General features: G+C 30.4%; 15 protein-coding genes. 12 read left to right on the plus strand and 3 right to left on the minus strand.

Going from position 1 to position 14912, the window contains the following annotated elements:
- Positions 1 to 14: 14 nt before the first annotated feature.
- From T514_RS0101880 to T514_RS0101925, 10 genes are all read left to right on the plus strand, one after another.
- A complete protein-coding gene (locus T514_RS0101880; RefSeq protein WP_027623216.1) occupies positions 15 to 1835 on the plus strand; it encodes a diol dehydratase reactivase subunit alpha in 1821 nt (606 codons plus the stop codon).
- A gap of 1 nt (position 1836) precedes the next feature.
- A complete protein-coding gene (locus T514_RS0101885; protein WP_027623217.1) occupies positions 1837 to 2265 on the plus strand; it encodes a glycerol dehydratase reactivase beta/small subunit family protein in 429 nt (142 codons plus the stop codon).
- A 13-nt stretch (positions 2266 to 2278) separates the two neighbouring features.
- Entirely contained in the window at positions 2279 to 2827 is a 549-nt protein-coding gene (locus T514_RS0101890; protein WP_027623218.1) for a BMC domain-containing protein, read from the plus strand.
- An 11-nt stretch (positions 2828 to 2838) separates the two neighbouring features.
- Positions 2839 to 3492 (plus strand): phosphate propanoyltransferase, encoded by a 654-nt coding sequence (locus T514_RS0101895; RefSeq protein ID WP_034867844.1) that lies wholly within the window; start codon positions 2839 to 2841, stop codon positions 3490 to 3492.
- A 107-nt stretch (positions 3493 to 3599) separates the two neighbouring features.
- Positions 3600 to 4385 carry a flavoprotein gene (locus T514_RS0101900; protein WP_027623220.1) on the plus strand — a complete coding sequence of 262 codons (786 nt, stop codon included), beginning with the start codon at positions 3600 to 3602 and terminating at the stop codon, positions 4383 to 4385.
- Between the two features lie 44 nt (positions 4386 to 4429).
- The gene (locus T514_RS0101905) at positions 4430 to 5407 is read left to right on the plus strand and encodes a cob(I)yrinic acid a,c-diamide adenosyltransferase (RefSeq protein WP_027623221.1); all 978 of its coding nucleotides are present in this window, start codon (positions 4430 to 4432) and stop codon (positions 5405 to 5407) included.
- A complete protein-coding gene (locus tag T514_RS0101910; protein WP_027623222.1) occupies positions 5391 to 6806 on the plus strand; it encodes an aldehyde dehydrogenase family protein in 1416 nt (471 codons plus the stop codon). Before T514_RS0101905 ends, T514_RS0101910 begins: the two co-directional genes overlap by 17 nt.
- Before the next feature lie 17 nt (positions 6807 to 6823).
- Entirely contained in the window at positions 6824 to 7972 is a 1149-nt protein-coding gene (locus T514_RS0101915) for a 1-propanol dehydrogenase PduQ (RefSeq protein WP_027623223.1), read from the plus strand.
- A gap of 143 nt (positions 7973 to 8115) precedes the next feature.
- The gene (locus tag T514_RS0101920) at positions 8116 to 9033 is read left to right on the plus strand and encodes a DMT family transporter (RefSeq protein WP_027623224.1); all 918 of its coding nucleotides are present in this window, start codon (positions 8116 to 8118) and stop codon (positions 9031 to 9033) included.
- Positions 9034 to 9100: 67 nt separating this feature from the next.
- The gene (locus tag T514_RS0101925) at positions 9101 to 10219 is read left to right on the plus strand and encodes an aminopeptidase (protein ID WP_027623225.1); all 1119 of its coding nucleotides are present in this window, start codon (positions 9101 to 9103) and stop codon (positions 10217 to 10219) included.
- Between the two features lie 24 nt (positions 10220 to 10243).
- Here the strand turns inward: T514_RS0101925 and T514_RS0101930 are convergent, their stop codons facing one another.
- The gene (locus T514_RS0101930) at positions 10244 to 11497 is read right to left on the minus strand and encodes a D-alanyl-D-alanine carboxypeptidase family protein (RefSeq protein WP_027623226.1); all 1254 of its coding nucleotides are present in this window, start codon (positions 11495 to 11497) and stop codon (positions 10244 to 10246) included.
- Positions 11498 to 11692: 195 nt separating this feature from the next.
- On the opposite strand from T514_RS0101930, the gene T514_RS0101935 reads away from it, so the two are divergent.
- On the plus strand, positions 11693 to 12319 hold the full coding sequence (locus T514_RS0101935) for an NUDIX hydrolase (protein WP_027623227.1): 627 nt from the start codon (positions 11693 to 11695) through the stop codon (positions 12317 to 12319).
- Between the two features lie 112 nt (positions 12320 to 12431).
- On the opposite strand, the gene T514_RS0101940 is transcribed toward T514_RS0101935, so the two are convergent.
- Positions 12432 to 12776, minus strand: a complete 345-nt coding sequence (locus T514_RS0101940; protein ID WP_027623228.1) for a hypothetical protein — start codon at positions 12774 to 12776, stop codon at positions 12432 to 12434.
- 192 nt (positions 12777 to 12968) lie between these two features.
- On the opposite strand from T514_RS0101940, the gene T514_RS0101945 reads away from it, so the two are divergent.
- Positions 12969 to 13187 carry a hypothetical protein gene (locus T514_RS0101945; protein ID WP_027623229.1) on the plus strand — a complete coding sequence of 73 codons (219 nt, stop codon included), beginning with the start codon at positions 12969 to 12971 and terminating at the stop codon, positions 13185 to 13187.
- 153 nt (positions 13188 to 13340) lie between these two features.
- Here the strand turns inward: T514_RS0101945 and T514_RS0101950 are convergent, their stop codons facing one another.
- A complete protein-coding gene (locus T514_RS0101950) occupies positions 13341 to 14828 on the minus strand; it encodes a nicotinate phosphoribosyltransferase (RefSeq protein WP_027623230.1) in 1488 nt (495 codons plus the stop codon).
- Positions 14829 to 14912: the final 84 nt, after the last annotated feature.

Consider the following 14912-nt stretch of genomic DNA (forward strand, 5'->3'; position numbering starts at 1 on the left):
AAGAGGTGATTTAGTTGAAATTCATAGCAGGGGTTGATATAGGAAATTCTACTACAGAGGTAGCTATTGCTGATATAGAAAAAGGGCTGAATTTTTTATCTAGTAGCATAAGGAAAACTTCAGGAATTAAAGGAACAATTGATAATGTGGCTGGTATTATACTTGCTCTTAAAGAGGCATGTGATAAGTTGAAGATTAACATATCTAAATTAGACACTATTTGTATAAATGAAGCTACTCCTGTAATTGGAGATGTAGCCATGGAAACCATAACTGAGACAATAATTACTGAGTCTACTATGATAGGCCATAATCCTGATACCCCTGGTGGCATAGGGTTAGGAATAGGAAAAACCGTATATTTAGATGAGCTACCTAACATATCTTCATCTGAAGAAGTTATATGTGTTATACCTAAATCTATATATTTTGAAAGAGCAGCTAAAGAGCTTAATAGGGCTATGGAAAAAGGTTTGAAAATAAATGGGGCTATAGCTCAAGGTGATGATGGAGTAATAATATGTAATAGGTTAGTAAAAAAAATACCTATAGTAGATGAAGTAGCTTATATTGATAAAGTGCCAATGGGGATGATAGCGGCAATAGAAGTAGCCCTTCCAGGAGAAACAATTAAGGTATTGTCAAATCCTTATGGACTTGCCACTGTGTTTAATCTTTCTCCTGAAGAAACAAAACATGTTATTCCTATTTCAAGGGCACTAATAGGCAATAGATCGGCAGTAGTTATTAGAACCCCTGAAGGAGAAGTTAAAGAGCGAATTATACCTGCAGGAAAGCTAATTTTATTGGGCTCAAGAAAGAAAGATATAGGTATAGAAGATGGCTCTAATAAAATAATGGAAGCCTTAAAAGAGGTTTGGCCATTAACAGATGTAACGGGAGAATCAGGAACGAATGTAGGAGGTATGATTGAGAGGGTAAGACAAGTTATGGGAGAACTTACCCATCAATGTACTAGTAATATAAAAATTCAAGATATTTTAGCTGTAGATACATTTCTTCCTCAAAAAGTTAAAGGTGGTGTAGCTGGGGAATTTGCTTTAGAAAATGCAGTAGCTTTAGCAGCTATGGTAAAAACTAATAGATTGCCTATGGAGGATATAGCTAGAAAACTTCAAGAAGAAACTAAAGTAAAGGTAATAATTGCAGGTGTAGAAGCTAATATGGCTGTACTTGGGGCTCTAACTACCCCAGGTACAGACAAACCTCTTGTAATTTTAGACATGGGAGGAGGCTCTACAGATTCAGCATATATAAGCAAGGGGAACGTAATAAAATCTATTCATCATGCTGGTGCAGGAGAAATGGTAACCATGCTTATAAAGTCTGAATTAGGGTTAGAAGATTATAGCTTGGCGGAAGATATAAAAATGTATCCTTTAGCAAAAGTAGAAAGCCTTTTTAACTTACGTTATGAAGATGGAAGTGTATGCTTTTTTCAAAAACCTCTAGATGCATCTCTTTTTGCAAGAAATATAGTAGTAAAAGATAATGAAATGATTCCTGTTCCAACAAAACATTCCTTAGAAAAAATAAGAATAGTGAGAAGAGAGGCAAAGAAAAAGGTTTTTGTGTCCAATGTAATTAGAGCCCTAACAGATATAGCTCCTAATAATGACATAAGGGGTATAGATTTTGCAGTACTTGTAGGAGGATCAGCTATGGATTTTGAAATACCTGAAATGATATCTGATGAATTATCTCATTATGGCATAGTTTGTGGTAGTGGAAATATTAGAGGCTCTGAAGGTCCAAGAAATGCTGTAGCAACAGGCCTTGTAATATCTTATTACAATAAGATAAGGAGTAATTGAAATGATTATTAATAGTGAAAAACCTAGTATCAATATATATGTAAACAATGGTGACAAGAGTCTTCTTACAGAAATTTTAGCAGGTATAGAAGAAGAAGGATTACCTTTTGAAATATTTTATAAAGATTTTAAAAAAGAGGACTTAATTAAGGGAGGATACACTGCTTCACAGGAATCTAGAATGGGTATAGGAATTGGAATGTATGAAAGAACCATAGTTATGCATTATAACAAGTTAAAAGAAAGTGAACCTATTTTTTATGGGGAATTGTCTTTTTATGAAAGAGAAAAGAGCAGAAGAATAGGATGTAATGCAGCTAGATTATATAAAATTATGCCTTTTAAGGATTTAGTTATTGATTTAGATAAAAAGTTAGTAGAAAGTATAAAGCTTAGTGTAATAGAAGTACTGAAAGGAAAGTTATCATAGGGAGGGGAATTAGATGAGTATAAAATCCCTCGGGTTTATAGAAACCATTGGTATGGCCGCAGCTATAGAAGCAGCGGACACAGCTCTTAAGTCTGCTAATGTAGAACTAATTGGTTATGAGTTAACAAAGGGTAATGGCATGGTTACAATAAAGATACAAGGAGATGTATCAGCGGTAAAATCTGCACTAGATACTGCAAAATATAGTGCATCTAGAATCAATAAAGTATGTACTACCCTATTAATACCAAGACCATCAGAAAATGTTTATTCTATGATGTGTTGTGAAAATAACAAAGAAGTTACAAATAGTACAGTTGAGTCTTTAGAAGAAGTAGAAGATTTTAAAAAAGATGTCAAAGAAGATATCACGGATAATATCAAAGAAGATATTGTTGGTGTAAGTAAGGAAATACAATCTTCTGATTTAGGAGAAGGTTGTAATTTATTAAATGAAGATGAAAAAGAAGAAGGCCAAATATGCAATATATGTCATGATCCTCTTTGTACTAGGAAAAAAGGTCAATCAAGAAATTTATGTATACACTACAATGAAGAGTAAGGGTGACTACTATGATAGATATAGAAAAAAATATTTTGGATGATATGGTAAGGGATATAGTATATAAACATAAAGTTAAGGATAGAAGTTTTGTTATCCCAGTAGGAATATCTAATAGGCATATTCACCTTACTAAAGAAGATCTAGAGATCCTCTTTGGTAAAGGATATAAACTTACTATAAAACACTTAGTAAAACAACCAGGTCAATTTGCTGCAGAGGAAACTGTTACGATTGCAGGATCCAAAGGATGTTTGAAAAAAGTAAGAATACTTGGACCAGTAAGAAGTTATAGTCAAATTGAAATATCTAGAAGTGATGCTTATGCTCTAGGGGTTAACCCTCCTGTTAGAAATTCAAAGGATACAGATGATTCGGAGACTTTATGTGTTATAGGGCCTAAAGGAATGAAGGTATTTAAGGATAAGGTTATTTGTGCTAAAAGACATGTTCACATGCTGCCCTGTGATGCTGAACAATTTGGGGTAACATCTGGGGCGTATGTTCAGATAGAAACTTTAAATGGAAAAGGGGTAATATTTAAAAATGTTTTAGTAAGAGTAAGTGAAGATTCTGCATTAGAGTTTCATATAGATACAGATGAAGCAAATGCCTGTGAAATAAAAAATGGAGATATGGTAAGAATTACAAGATTAGATGAGTGATAATATGTTGGGAAAAATGGAATATGACAATAAAACACATGGAAGACTTTACTTTAGTAACTCCTATGCACATTGACATGAGTGCAGAATTGTAAAGGGGTGATTTATTGAATAGTGATGAATTAATAAAAAATATAATAGTCCAAGTACTTTCTACTATGAATAAAAAGATATTGCTTTTTATAAGTGGTGGAGGGGTGAATATAAAACATATATTTAATACACTAGCATCCTTTAAATTCATCAATTATGAAATAGTAATGTCAGAGGCAGCTAATGGAGTAATACCAGAGGAATTCATCAATAAATTAGAAGGAAAAATTATAAAAGATAAAAACAGTATGACATCAGCAATTAATGAATCAGAACTAATATTAATACCAGTGTTAACAAGAAATACATTGGCAAAGGTGGCTTTAGGTATTTCAGATAACTTACTTACAGTAGGAATAAGTGAATCTATTATGATGAATAAAAATATTATAGCACTTAGTGATAGTTTTCATCCTGATAATCCAGTAAATATTTCTCTAGGTTACAGCCAAAACAATTGTTATAATAAATTTATTTTAAATTATGAAAATGTACTAGAAAGTATGGGGGTAAAATTTATACAATCAGTGGAACTTAAAAATAGAGTATATGAAGAATTACTTCATATGAATATGATTTTAGAAAAAAAGAAAGATGGGGAAAGTAAGTCAGTTGAAGTGCAAAACATTGAAGTAAAAGATAAAAGCTTGAAGTTTAATTCCAATATATTAACTGTAGATGATATTATGTCATGTTTAAATAGACAAAATGAAATATATATTAAGAGAAATGTAATAATAACTCCATTAGCTAAAGATTTTATATACAACAATAATATAATTATAAAATATATAGATTGATAGGTTTTAACATTTAATAATATTCCTAAAATGGGGATGATAAAATGAAAATATATACAAAGCAAGGGGATGGGGGAACAACTTCTTTATTAGGAGGAGAAAAGACTAAAAAAAATGATAGCCGTGTTTGGACCTATGGAACTGTAGATGAGGCTAATTCATATTTAGGGTTTGCTAAAGCTCTTATAGTGGATGAAAGGATTAAGGATATAATAATCCATGTTCAAAAAGATTTGTTTGAAGTTGGAGCAGAATTAGCATCCATAGGAACAAAAGACTATAAGGAGAGAATAACAGAGGAGCTTGTATGCAATTTAGAAAAAATTATTGATGAAATAGATAAAGAGAAGATTGCCTTAAAAAGTTTTGTTATACCTGGTGGAACTAAAGAATCAGCTGCTTTAGATATTAGTAGAGCAATTGTTAGAAAAGCAGAGAGATATGCAGTATCACTGGAAGACAGTTATAAATTAAATAAAAACTTATTAAAATACTTAAATAGACTTTCTGATTTAATATATATCTTAGCAAGGCTTATTGACTATAACTATGTATTAGATAAATCAACAGAAAAAATTAAATTTATTATTAACTGTAATAAAAAAATCAATAGAGAATTAGCAGAGTATATAGTTCATAGGTGTATAAAAAAGAGTGAAGAAATTAATGTGTCTACGGTAATTTGCATAACTGATAATAGTGGAAATCCCATAATGCTTCAGCGTATGGACAATGCTCTTTTAGCTAGTATTGAAATTGCTAGGAATAAAGCTTATTCAGCGGCTGTTCTTAAAATGAACACAGATAAACTTTATCATTTAGCAAAGCCAGAAGGAGAATTATATGGTATAGGTAATATGGCTAACATTGTTACCTTTGGAGGAGGAGTTCCATTAAAGATAGCAGAGGAAGTAATTGGTGCTATAGGAGTAAGTGGAGGAACAGTAAAGCAGGATACCATTGTAGCTGAATATGGAGCTGAAATTTTTAAGGAGGTTCAAAGCTATGGAATTAAAGGATAATCAGATTTCCTTAATAATAGATAGAGTACTAAAGGAAATGAATAATAGAAATTTAAATATAGAAATTAGTGAGGGTATTTTTAATAATATGGATGAAGCAATTAATGCTGCAGAAGAAGCTCAATTTAAGCTTTCTCAGATGAGCATAGAAGAAAGAGAAAAATTAATTGTTTCCATGAGAAAAGCAATACTTGAAAATTCCATGAATATTGCTTCATTATGTGTTAAAGAAACAGGAATGGGAAGAGTTGATCATAAATATTTAAAAATGAAATTAGTGGCAGAAAAAACTCCAGGCACAGAAGTATTAAAAACAGATGCTTACACAGGAGACAAAGGACTTACATTAGTTGAAATGGCTCCTTATGGGGTAATTGGAGCCATAGCACCATGCACAAATCCAGCTGCTACTATAGCATGTAATTCAATTGGTATGATTGCTTCTGGAAACTCAGTGGTGTTTTCACCGCATCCATCAGCTGTGCAATGCAGTCTAACAACTATTAGAATATTAAATAAAGCTATAAGAGAAGCTGGAGGACCAGAAAATTTAATAACAAGTATTAAAGAGCCATCTATACAATCAACTAATGATATGATAAATCATCCTAAAGTAAGAATGTTAGTAGCTACTGGAGGTCCCGGTATAGTAAAAATAGTTCTTTCTTCTGGGAAAAAAGCTATAGGAGCAGGGGCCGGAAATCCACCAGTAGTAGTTGATGAAACTGCGGATATTAAAAAAGCAGCTAGAGATATTATAAAAGGATGTACTTTTGATAATAATTTGCCATGTATAGCAGAGAAGGAAGTAATTGTTGTAGAAGATGTGTATGAAAATTTAATAAGTGAAATGAAAAAAGATGGTAATGTATATGAGTTAAATGAAGAGGAAATAGAAAAATTAGCTAGAATTGTTCTTGTAGAAAAAATAGAAAATGGTAAGAAAAAATATACTATAAATAAAAGCTATGTTGGGAAGGATGCTTTTATCATCCTTCAAAGCATTGGTATCAATGTTTCAAAAGAAATAGAGTGTTTAATTTGTAGAGTGGATAATTCTCATCCATTTGTTCAAGAAGAACTGATGATGCCTATACTTCCTATTGTAAAAGTAAAAAGTTTTAATGATGCATTAAAACTGGCAGTGGAAGACGAACATGGGAATAGACATACTGCTATGATTCATTCAAAAAATGTAGACAATCTTACTAAAATGGCTAGAGCAATAAATACAACTATATTTGTAAAGAATGCTCCTTCCTATGCAGGAATAGGATTTGGAGGAGAAGGACATACAACTTTTACTATAGCAGGTCCAACTGGAGAGGGGCTTACCAATGCAGCTACCTTTACTAGAAAAAGGCGCTGTGTTATGGTGGACTCTTTCAGGATTATTTGATAAAGGGAAGGATAGTCATGAATGAATTTAATGTTAAATCGAAAATTTATTTTGGAAGAGATGCACTGCAATATATAAATAATTTAAAAGGAAAGAAAGCTTTTATTGTTATAGATCCTTTTATGGTTAAATCAGGGACTATTAATAGTATAACCAATCTACTTAAGAACACAAATATAGATTTTTGTGTTTTTTCAGATATTCAGTCAGATCCTGCCATAGAGATTATAAATATGGGGATAAAGGAAATATTGAAATTTAAACCAGATATAATTATTGCATTAGGTGGAGGATCTTCTATTGATGCAGCCAAAAGTATTTCTGCATTTGGTACTGCATTAAGGAGAGTATATGAAAAACATACAGAAAAGCCTTTATTTATAGCTATACCAACTACTAGTGGTACGGGTTCTGAAGTAACGGGTTATTCGGTAATAACAGATAAAAAGAAAAAAATTAAATATCCAATCTATGGAGAGGATTTAATACCTGATGTAGCTATATTGGATCCTGAGCTTATAAAAACTGTACCTAAAGCGATAACAGCTGACACGGGGATGGATGTACTTACTCATGCAATTGAAGCTTATGTTGCTACTAATGCTACAGATTATTCTGATGCATTAGCAGAGAAGGCCATTAAATTGGTATTTAAATATTTACTTAGAGCTTATAATGATGGATCTGATATGGAGGCTAGAGAAAAAATGCATAATGCTTCCTGTATTGCAGGAATAGCGTTTAATTCTGCTTCATTAGGACTAAATCATGGTATGGCTCATGCATTAGGCGGGGAATTTCATATATCCCATGGAAGAGCTAATGCATATTTATTACCATATATAATAGAATATAATTCAGATTTAGAAAATTCTAATTATAATTATGCTTCTAAGAAGTATAGAGAAATAGCTAATTTCTTACAGTTAACATCTTCTACAGTGGAAAGAGGAGTAGTAAATTTAGTTGAATATATAAGGGGATTAATGGTTAATCTTAATATACCTACTTCCCTAAAAAAAGCAGGTATTGATAAGGAGATATATTATAAAGCAATTCCTTCTATAAGTAAAATAGCTATGGAAGATAAATGCACTATAACAAATCCTAGGTCAGCAAAATTTGAAGATGTAGTTTGTATATTTAAAAAAGTTTATGGGGAATAGATAATTTTGCACCTATATTTAGGTGCTTTTATTTTATTAACAAGTTACATAAAATAAGTTTTATGGTAAAATTATATATGCAGGTGTAGTAAGAAAACATAAAATGTTCATTGTTATCCTAAAAACAGTAGGGGGGTGTTGTATTGTCAGATAAAAAACTAGCTAGGTTTTTAGCAATAGCATTAATGATTATTTGGGGAATATCTTTTATAAGCATTAAAATAGTAGTAGGTGAAATTAATCCCATACAAGCAGCTTTTTACAGATTTTTTATTGCATCTATAATACTTTTTATAATATTAAAAGTTAAATTTCCAGAAGAAAAGGTTTTAAAACAGGATAGGGTAAAAATGGTATTAAGTGGCCTGATTGGAGTAGCTATGTACTTTTTCTTTGAGAATTACTCAGTGTATTATACTACTGCTTCAAATGTGGCAGTTTTAATATCATCTATACCTATATTCACTCTTATAACCCAAAGGTTATTGTTTAAGGAAAAATTAACTGTTCCAAAGATATTTGGAACAATATTTAGTGTTATAGGAATATTTATTATAGTATTATCAAAAGGAAAAATAAGTCTTTTTTCTAGTGGTACTAAAGGTGATTTGATGGCTTTAGGAGCTGCGTTATGCTGGGTGTTATATACAATTCTTACTAGTAGTTTTAAAGGAAGTTATAAAAGTATAACTATAACAACATATCAATCTATATGGGGTTGCATGTTTTTATCGCCTTCTATACTATTTTTACCTACGCACATTCCATCATTTAAAGTAATTATGAATCTACTATATTTATCTATAATATGTTCTTGCGTAGGATATGCTATCTATGTATATTGTCTAGAAAACTTAGGTGCTACTACATTAACTACTCATATAAATTTACAACCAGCTGTAAGTTTAATAGGAGCAAAAATTTTTTTGAATGAAAATGTAACAATAGAGCAGGTAATTGGATGTCTAGTGATAATATTAGGAGTATCAATTGTGAGTTTTGGAGAAAAATTGAGTTTAAAAACTTTAGGAGAGTATCTTAATTCATCAGGTGATTCTTAATCTTGAATGAAGTTTTTTAGAAACAATACTAGTTATGAAATAAAATTTATTTAGTGGAGGGAAGGGTATGTCAGATAAAAGATTAAACAAATTAGCGAAGCTTCTAGTTAATTATTCAGCAGAGGTAAAACCAGGAGATTTTGTATTAGTTCAAAGTGAAGAAGTGGCAATACCATGGATGATAGAAGTAGTAAAAGAAGCAATAAAAGCTGGAGCACATGTGGAGACCTTAATAGATTCTAGTGAGGTAAATTATGCAAAATTAAAATATGCTTCTAAGGAGCAATTAGAAGAAGAAAAACTTATACAAAAAAATGCTATAGAAAAAGCTGATGTATGGTTAACAGCTTGGGGAACTTTAAATACAAGGGTGAATTCTAATATAGATGGAGATAAAATAAAGGCTTCAGTAAAAGGTTCTTCAACTTGGAGAAAAATATATTCTGAAAAAATGGGAAATGGGACTTTGAGATGGTGTGGTACCCAATTTCCTACATATGCTGATGCTCAAGAAGCTTCAATGAGTTTATCAGAGTATGAAGATTTTGTATATGGAGCAGGCTTATTAGATTATGAGGATCCAGTGAAAGAGTGGAAAAGAATTAGTGCAGAACAAGAAAGATGGATTAAATATTTAGATACTAAGAAGGAACTGCATATTATATCTGAAGGAACAGATATAAAGGTTAGTGTTGAGGGTAGAAAGTGGATGAATTGTGATGGAAGAGTTAACTTTCCTGATGGAGAAATATTTACTTCACCAGTAGAAGATGGAATAAATGGAGTTATTACTTTTAGTTTTCCGGGAATATATGCGGGAAAGGAAATAGAAGGCATTAAACTTAAAGTTAAAGATGGTAAAGTAGTGGAGGCATATGCTAAAAAAGGAGAAGAACTTTTAAAAACTTTATTATCTACTGATGAAGGAGCCTCATTTTTTGGAGAAGTTGCTATAGGAACAAATTATGGCATTAAAGAGTTTACAAGAAATATGTTATTTGACGAAAAAATTGGAGGAACAATTCATATGGCTATTGGAGACTCTATGCCAGAAGCTGGTGGGAAAAATAGTTCCACAATTCATTGGGATATGTTGTGTGATATGAGAAGTGGCGGAAAGGTTTACGCAGACGGGGAACTTTTCTATGAAAATGGACAATTTAAAGAAGAAATATTAAAAAAATAAGGGAGTTTAATACTCCCTTATTTTTTAAATATATTTATTTCTTTTTTTTCTGTTTTTACTCTTTTTAATAGTTTTTATAATAATGAATACAAATGATATAGCCGCAAGTATAGCTATAAATGTTCCAATATAAAGTAGTATATTTGCTTTAAGTATAGAAGCCTTAGAAATATTAGTATAGAGATTAAATTTCTGAGCAGCTTCTCTTTCTTTTATAGTTAGTGTACCAATACTTTTATTTTCATTTATATTCCATATGTTTGATGTTTGAACATTAAATTCTTGTTTCATTTCTCGCTTGTTAATATCATTATTATAATAGGATATATCTTCTTTAACCATTATTGGTACTTCCATAGTTTTTGTAGGTCCAAAGAAAACTAATGGTTTATAAGTTAATTTTTCAGTTTTTACTATAGAGTTTTTTGGATATAAAACAGTTTTCTTAGCAGCATAACTCCAATCTATGATTTTTTTCATATCATTAAATACAAAAGAATCTTTTTGATCGTAAACTGAGTTCATTACTACACCTATGATTTTTCTACCATCCCTATCAAACATAGCAACAAGGCATCTTCCTGCATTAGATGTATAGCCAGTTTTACCGCCTACACAATCATCTTGTCCTAATAATTTGTTTCTATTTTCTACTATAACAGTTGTACCAGTTGAAGTTTTAATAGTACTAGTTTTTTTATTCATAGATTCATTTACCCAAGAATTTTTTAAGGCTGCTCTTCCTATAACAGTTAAATCGTAAGCTGTAGTATAATGATTTGGATCATGTAATCCATTTGGTGTAACAAAATGAGTGTTTTTTAAACCTAAGCTTTGTATTTTTTTGTTCATAAGAACCTCAAAATTTGCAGAATTGCCAGCTACATTATCTGCAATCATATAAGCTATATCGTTTCCAGAGAATAGCAAAAGTCCATCCATAACATCTTCAGCAGTCATAGTTTCACCAATAGCTATAGGATGTAAATTTAAATTTATTGAGTATTCGGGTTGAGCTTTTGCATCTTTAGTATATTTTAGTAGATCACCTTTATTTTTATTTTCTGCCAAAAGTAGAGCAGTAATAAGCTTGGTTGTACTTGCAGGATACATTTTATTGTCTATAGATTTGGAATATATTATTTCTCCAGTATCCATATCCATAGTAACTGCAGCTTTACCATAAATATTAGGCTTATTTTCTTCTGCAAAAACACTTGTACCTAGAGATAGTACCATAAAAATTGCTAAAAATAATGAAAATCCCTTCTTTTTCAACTTTCATCTCTCCAATTTCTAAAATAAATTTTTATATAATACATAAAAGGGTCAATACCTATTAAAGTATAACATGGAGTTTTTAATTTGACAAATTTAAAAAAGTATCTCATATACTAATAAATAATAGTGTTTAATATAATACTATTATATAATTAATATTAAAAGTTAGATAATAGTGGTGGTGAGCATAAAATGTTAAATGAAATAAAAAAGTTATTTTCAGAGAGAAAGGTTAAAATATTAGGTGATTATGAAAAAAGTTCAGTGGTTATATTTATTATTGAAGAAAAAGGTAAATTGTATATTTTATTTGAAGTAAGAGCATTAAATTTAAGCCATCAGCCTGGAGATATTTCTCTACCAGGTGGTAAAATAGAATTAGGAGAAGAGCCCAAGGATGCAGCTATAAGAGAAGCTATGGAAGAATTAAATATTGAAAAAGATGATATAGAGATGATAGGAGAAATGGATTACTTTGTTAGTCCTTATAATATGATAATATATCCGTTTGTTTGTAAGTTAAAAAGAAAGGAGATTTATCCTAATAAAGAAGAAGTAAACCATGTATTTAAAGTGCCTTTAGAATACTTTATGGAAAATGAACCTACAAACTATGAAGTGAAGATTGTACAGGATTTTCCTGAAGATTTTCCCTATCATTTGATAATAGGAGGAAAAAATTATAAATTTAGAGCAGGAAAGATGAATCAATATTTTTATCAATACAATGGGTATGTAATATGGGGATTTACTGCATTAATAATAAAATCTTTTGTGGAAATTTTAAAAAATGTAGCACAAAAAAATGGTGAACATTAGATGTTATAGTTTAATGAACAGTTTTAATAGCACTTTGTAAACACAATGAATAATCCTAGAAAAAATTCAAATAAAAATAAATGGGCGGGTATAAAAGCTCGCCCATTTATTTTTATCTTGCAATTTTCTTCTTTGGTAAAAATAGTACTATGGAAACTATAATTGCAGCTAAATATATGAATGGGAAAAATATAGATAATAGGCCAGCGCTATAATAAAATTTTAAAAATATAAAAGTTAATATAGATACAACTGCCCAAAACAATGATAAATAACTCATTTTATTATTTCTGTCTTTCCAAGATTCAAAATCCTTCATATCACCTACAATTTTATCTTTGTCTTTACCTTCAGAAGAAGTTTTTATAGTTATGAATTTAAAATATACATAAAATACAGCTGAAAGTATACCGATACCGAGAAAAAAATATGAAAGGGATATTTTGGTTATGTACATACTATCACCTCATAAAAATATTTTAATAGTATTATTTCCTTAATTGTTAATTATATTTACCTTTTTACGATTATATTAATAGTGTTAGTATAAAAATTATGAAAATTTAGTTAATTACGCTGAAATCTATTCATTTTTTAGGGACAATAATGTATAATATTAATTAACAAAACTTGGGAAAGGGTGGGGAATATGACAGAATGTCCTTTTTTATCTTCGCACGATGATAGAATTGAATGCTTCAATGATTGTGCACTGTACAATTATAAGGAGAATGATGGGGTTTGTCCGTTTAAGTCATTACAAACTTATAAAATTGAAAAAATAGAAAGTTTTGATGATTATGAAATATGTAATAAAGAATTAGATTTTATAAAAAAATGCTATATAAAGATAGAAGAATATTTATAAACAGCTTTCTAAACTTCAGAGGGAGTTTTTACTCCCTCTGAAGTTTAGAAAGCGTTATTCAGGGACAGCCGATATAATACTTCCATTTTGAAGAAGATGGAAGTAAAAAGCGAGTAGTCATCAGATAAAAAAGGAAGGGTTAACCCTTCCTTTTTATTCTTCACTTTCATCATAAATATTTGAATATTTATTTATTAAGTTTTGTTTTAATGCCCAAAGCTTTGAAGATAGGTCTACATAATAGTTATGAGGATTTTCGAATCTTAATACTTCATGCCAAAGTTTTTCAGTTTCCTTTTCTGCAAGTTTAGTTATTTCATATACTTCAGGACATTCATATACTAAATTACCTTTATCAAATATTTGAACCATTAAATTTTTTACATAGTAATTTTTAATTTTTTTCTTTTTCCATGTAAAAACTGGATCAAATAGAACTAAAGGCTTTTCTGTATCTAGTTTTTCTTCATCTAAAGTAATTAAGTCTGCTAGGGCATTATCCGTTTCTTTATCAAATATTCTATAAACTTTTTTGAATCCAGGATTAGTTATTTTTTCTTCATTTTCGCTTATTTTTATTTTTGGAATTATTTCATCATCATTTTCTATAGCTACTAGTTTGTAAACTCCACCAAAAACAGGTTCTGATCTAGCAGTAATCAATCTTTCGCCAACACCAAAGCCATCTATTGGAGCTCCTTGACGTAGTACGGATCTTATAATGTATTCATCTAGGGAATTGGATACTATTATTTTAACATCATTATATCCTGCTTCATCTAACATTTCCCTACATTTTTTAGACAGATATGTAATATCACCACTATCTATTCTTACACCTTGGGGTCTATGTCCAGCAGGTTTTAGAATTTCGTCAAATACTTTTATCGCATTAGGAATACCTGATTTTAATACATTATAGGTGTCGATTAAAAGAACACAATTATCTGGATATACCTCTGCCCAAGACTTAAAAGCTTCATATTCTGTTGGAAATAGTTGTACCCAGCTATGTGCCATAGTACCAGCAGAAGGCACACCAAACATTTGCTCTGCTATGGTACAAGCTGTTGAGTTACAACCACCTATTATGGCTGCTCGAGCACCATATATTGCTCCATCATAACCTTGAGCACGTCTTGAACCAAATTCCATAACAGGTCTACCATCAGCCGCTCTACATATTCTGTTGGCTTTAGTTGCTATAAGAGTTTGATGGTTAATTGAAAGCAATATCATAGTTTCAAGAAATTGAGCTTGAATGATTGGACCTCTAACAGTGACTAAAGGCTCATTAGGGAATACAGGGTTGCCTTCAGGTATAGCCCATACATCGCAGCTGAATTTAAAATTTTTTAAATAGTCTATGAATTTATTAGAAAAAATATTTTTTTCTTTTAAATATTGAATATCATCTTCAGTAAAGCGTAAGTTATTAAGATATTCAATTAATTGTTGAATGCCTGCCATTATACAATAGCCGCCTCCATCAGGTACTTTTCTAAAGAACATATCAAAATAAGCAATTTTATCTCCAAGATTATTTTCTAAATAACCATTTCCCATAGTAAGTTCATAAAAATCAACTAACATGGTCAGATTTCGTTCATTTCTTACATTAAAGTTCTTTATATACTCCATATTAACTACTCCTTAATTATGATTTGATTTTTAAAATTGGTTAATAATTTAATATAGTTATTAATATTTTAAACCTAAGTTGAA

It is taken from the genome of Clostridium lundense DSM 17049, from assembly GCF_000619945.1.
Lineage (GTDB): Bacteria > Bacillota > Clostridia > Clostridiales > Clostridiaceae > Clostridium_AO > Clostridium_AO lundense.

Bases quoted from the DNA above. Each gene is read 5' to 3' on its own strand.
- T514_RS0101885 (WP_027623217.1), top strand. From the start codon at position 1,837: ATGATTATTAATAGTGAAAAACCTAGTATCAATATATATGTAAACAAT.
- T514_RS0101890 (WP_027623218.1), top strand. From the start codon at position 2,279: ATGAGTATAAAATCCCTCGGGTTTATAGAAACCATTGGTATGGCCGCA.
- T514_RS0101895 (WP_034867844.1), top strand. From the start codon at position 2,839: ATGATAGATATAGAAAAAAATATTTTGGATGATATGGTAAGGGATATA.
- T514_RS0101905 (WP_027623221.1), top strand. From the start codon at position 4,430: ATGAAAATATATACAAAGCAAGGGGATGGGGGAACAACTTCTTTATTA.
- T514_RS0101910 (WP_027623222.1), top strand. From the start codon at position 5,391: ATGGAATTAAAGGATAATCAGATTTCCTTAATAATAGATAGAGTACTA.
- T514_RS0101915 (WP_027623223.1), top strand. From the start codon at position 6,824: ATGAATGAATTTAATGTTAAATCGAAAATTTATTTTGGAAGAGATGCA.
- T514_RS0101925 (WP_027623225.1), top strand. From the start codon at position 9,101: ATGTCAGATAAAAGATTAAACAAATTAGCGAAGCTTCTAGTTAATTAT.
- T514_RS0101935 (WP_027623227.1), top strand. From the start codon at position 11,693: ATGTTAAATGAAATAAAAAAGTTATTTTCAGAGAGAAAGGTTAAAATA.
- T514_RS0101940 (WP_027623228.1), bottom strand. From the start codon at position 12,776: ATGTACATAACCAAAATATCCCTTTCATATTTTTTTCTCGGTATCGGT.
- T514_RS0101945 (WP_027623229.1), top strand. From the start codon at position 12,969: ATGACAGAATGTCCTTTTTTATCTTCGCACGATGATAGAATTGAATGC.
- T514_RS0101950 (WP_027623230.1), bottom strand. From the start codon at position 14,828: ATGGAGTATATAAAGAACTTTAATGTAAGAAATGAACGAAATCTGACC.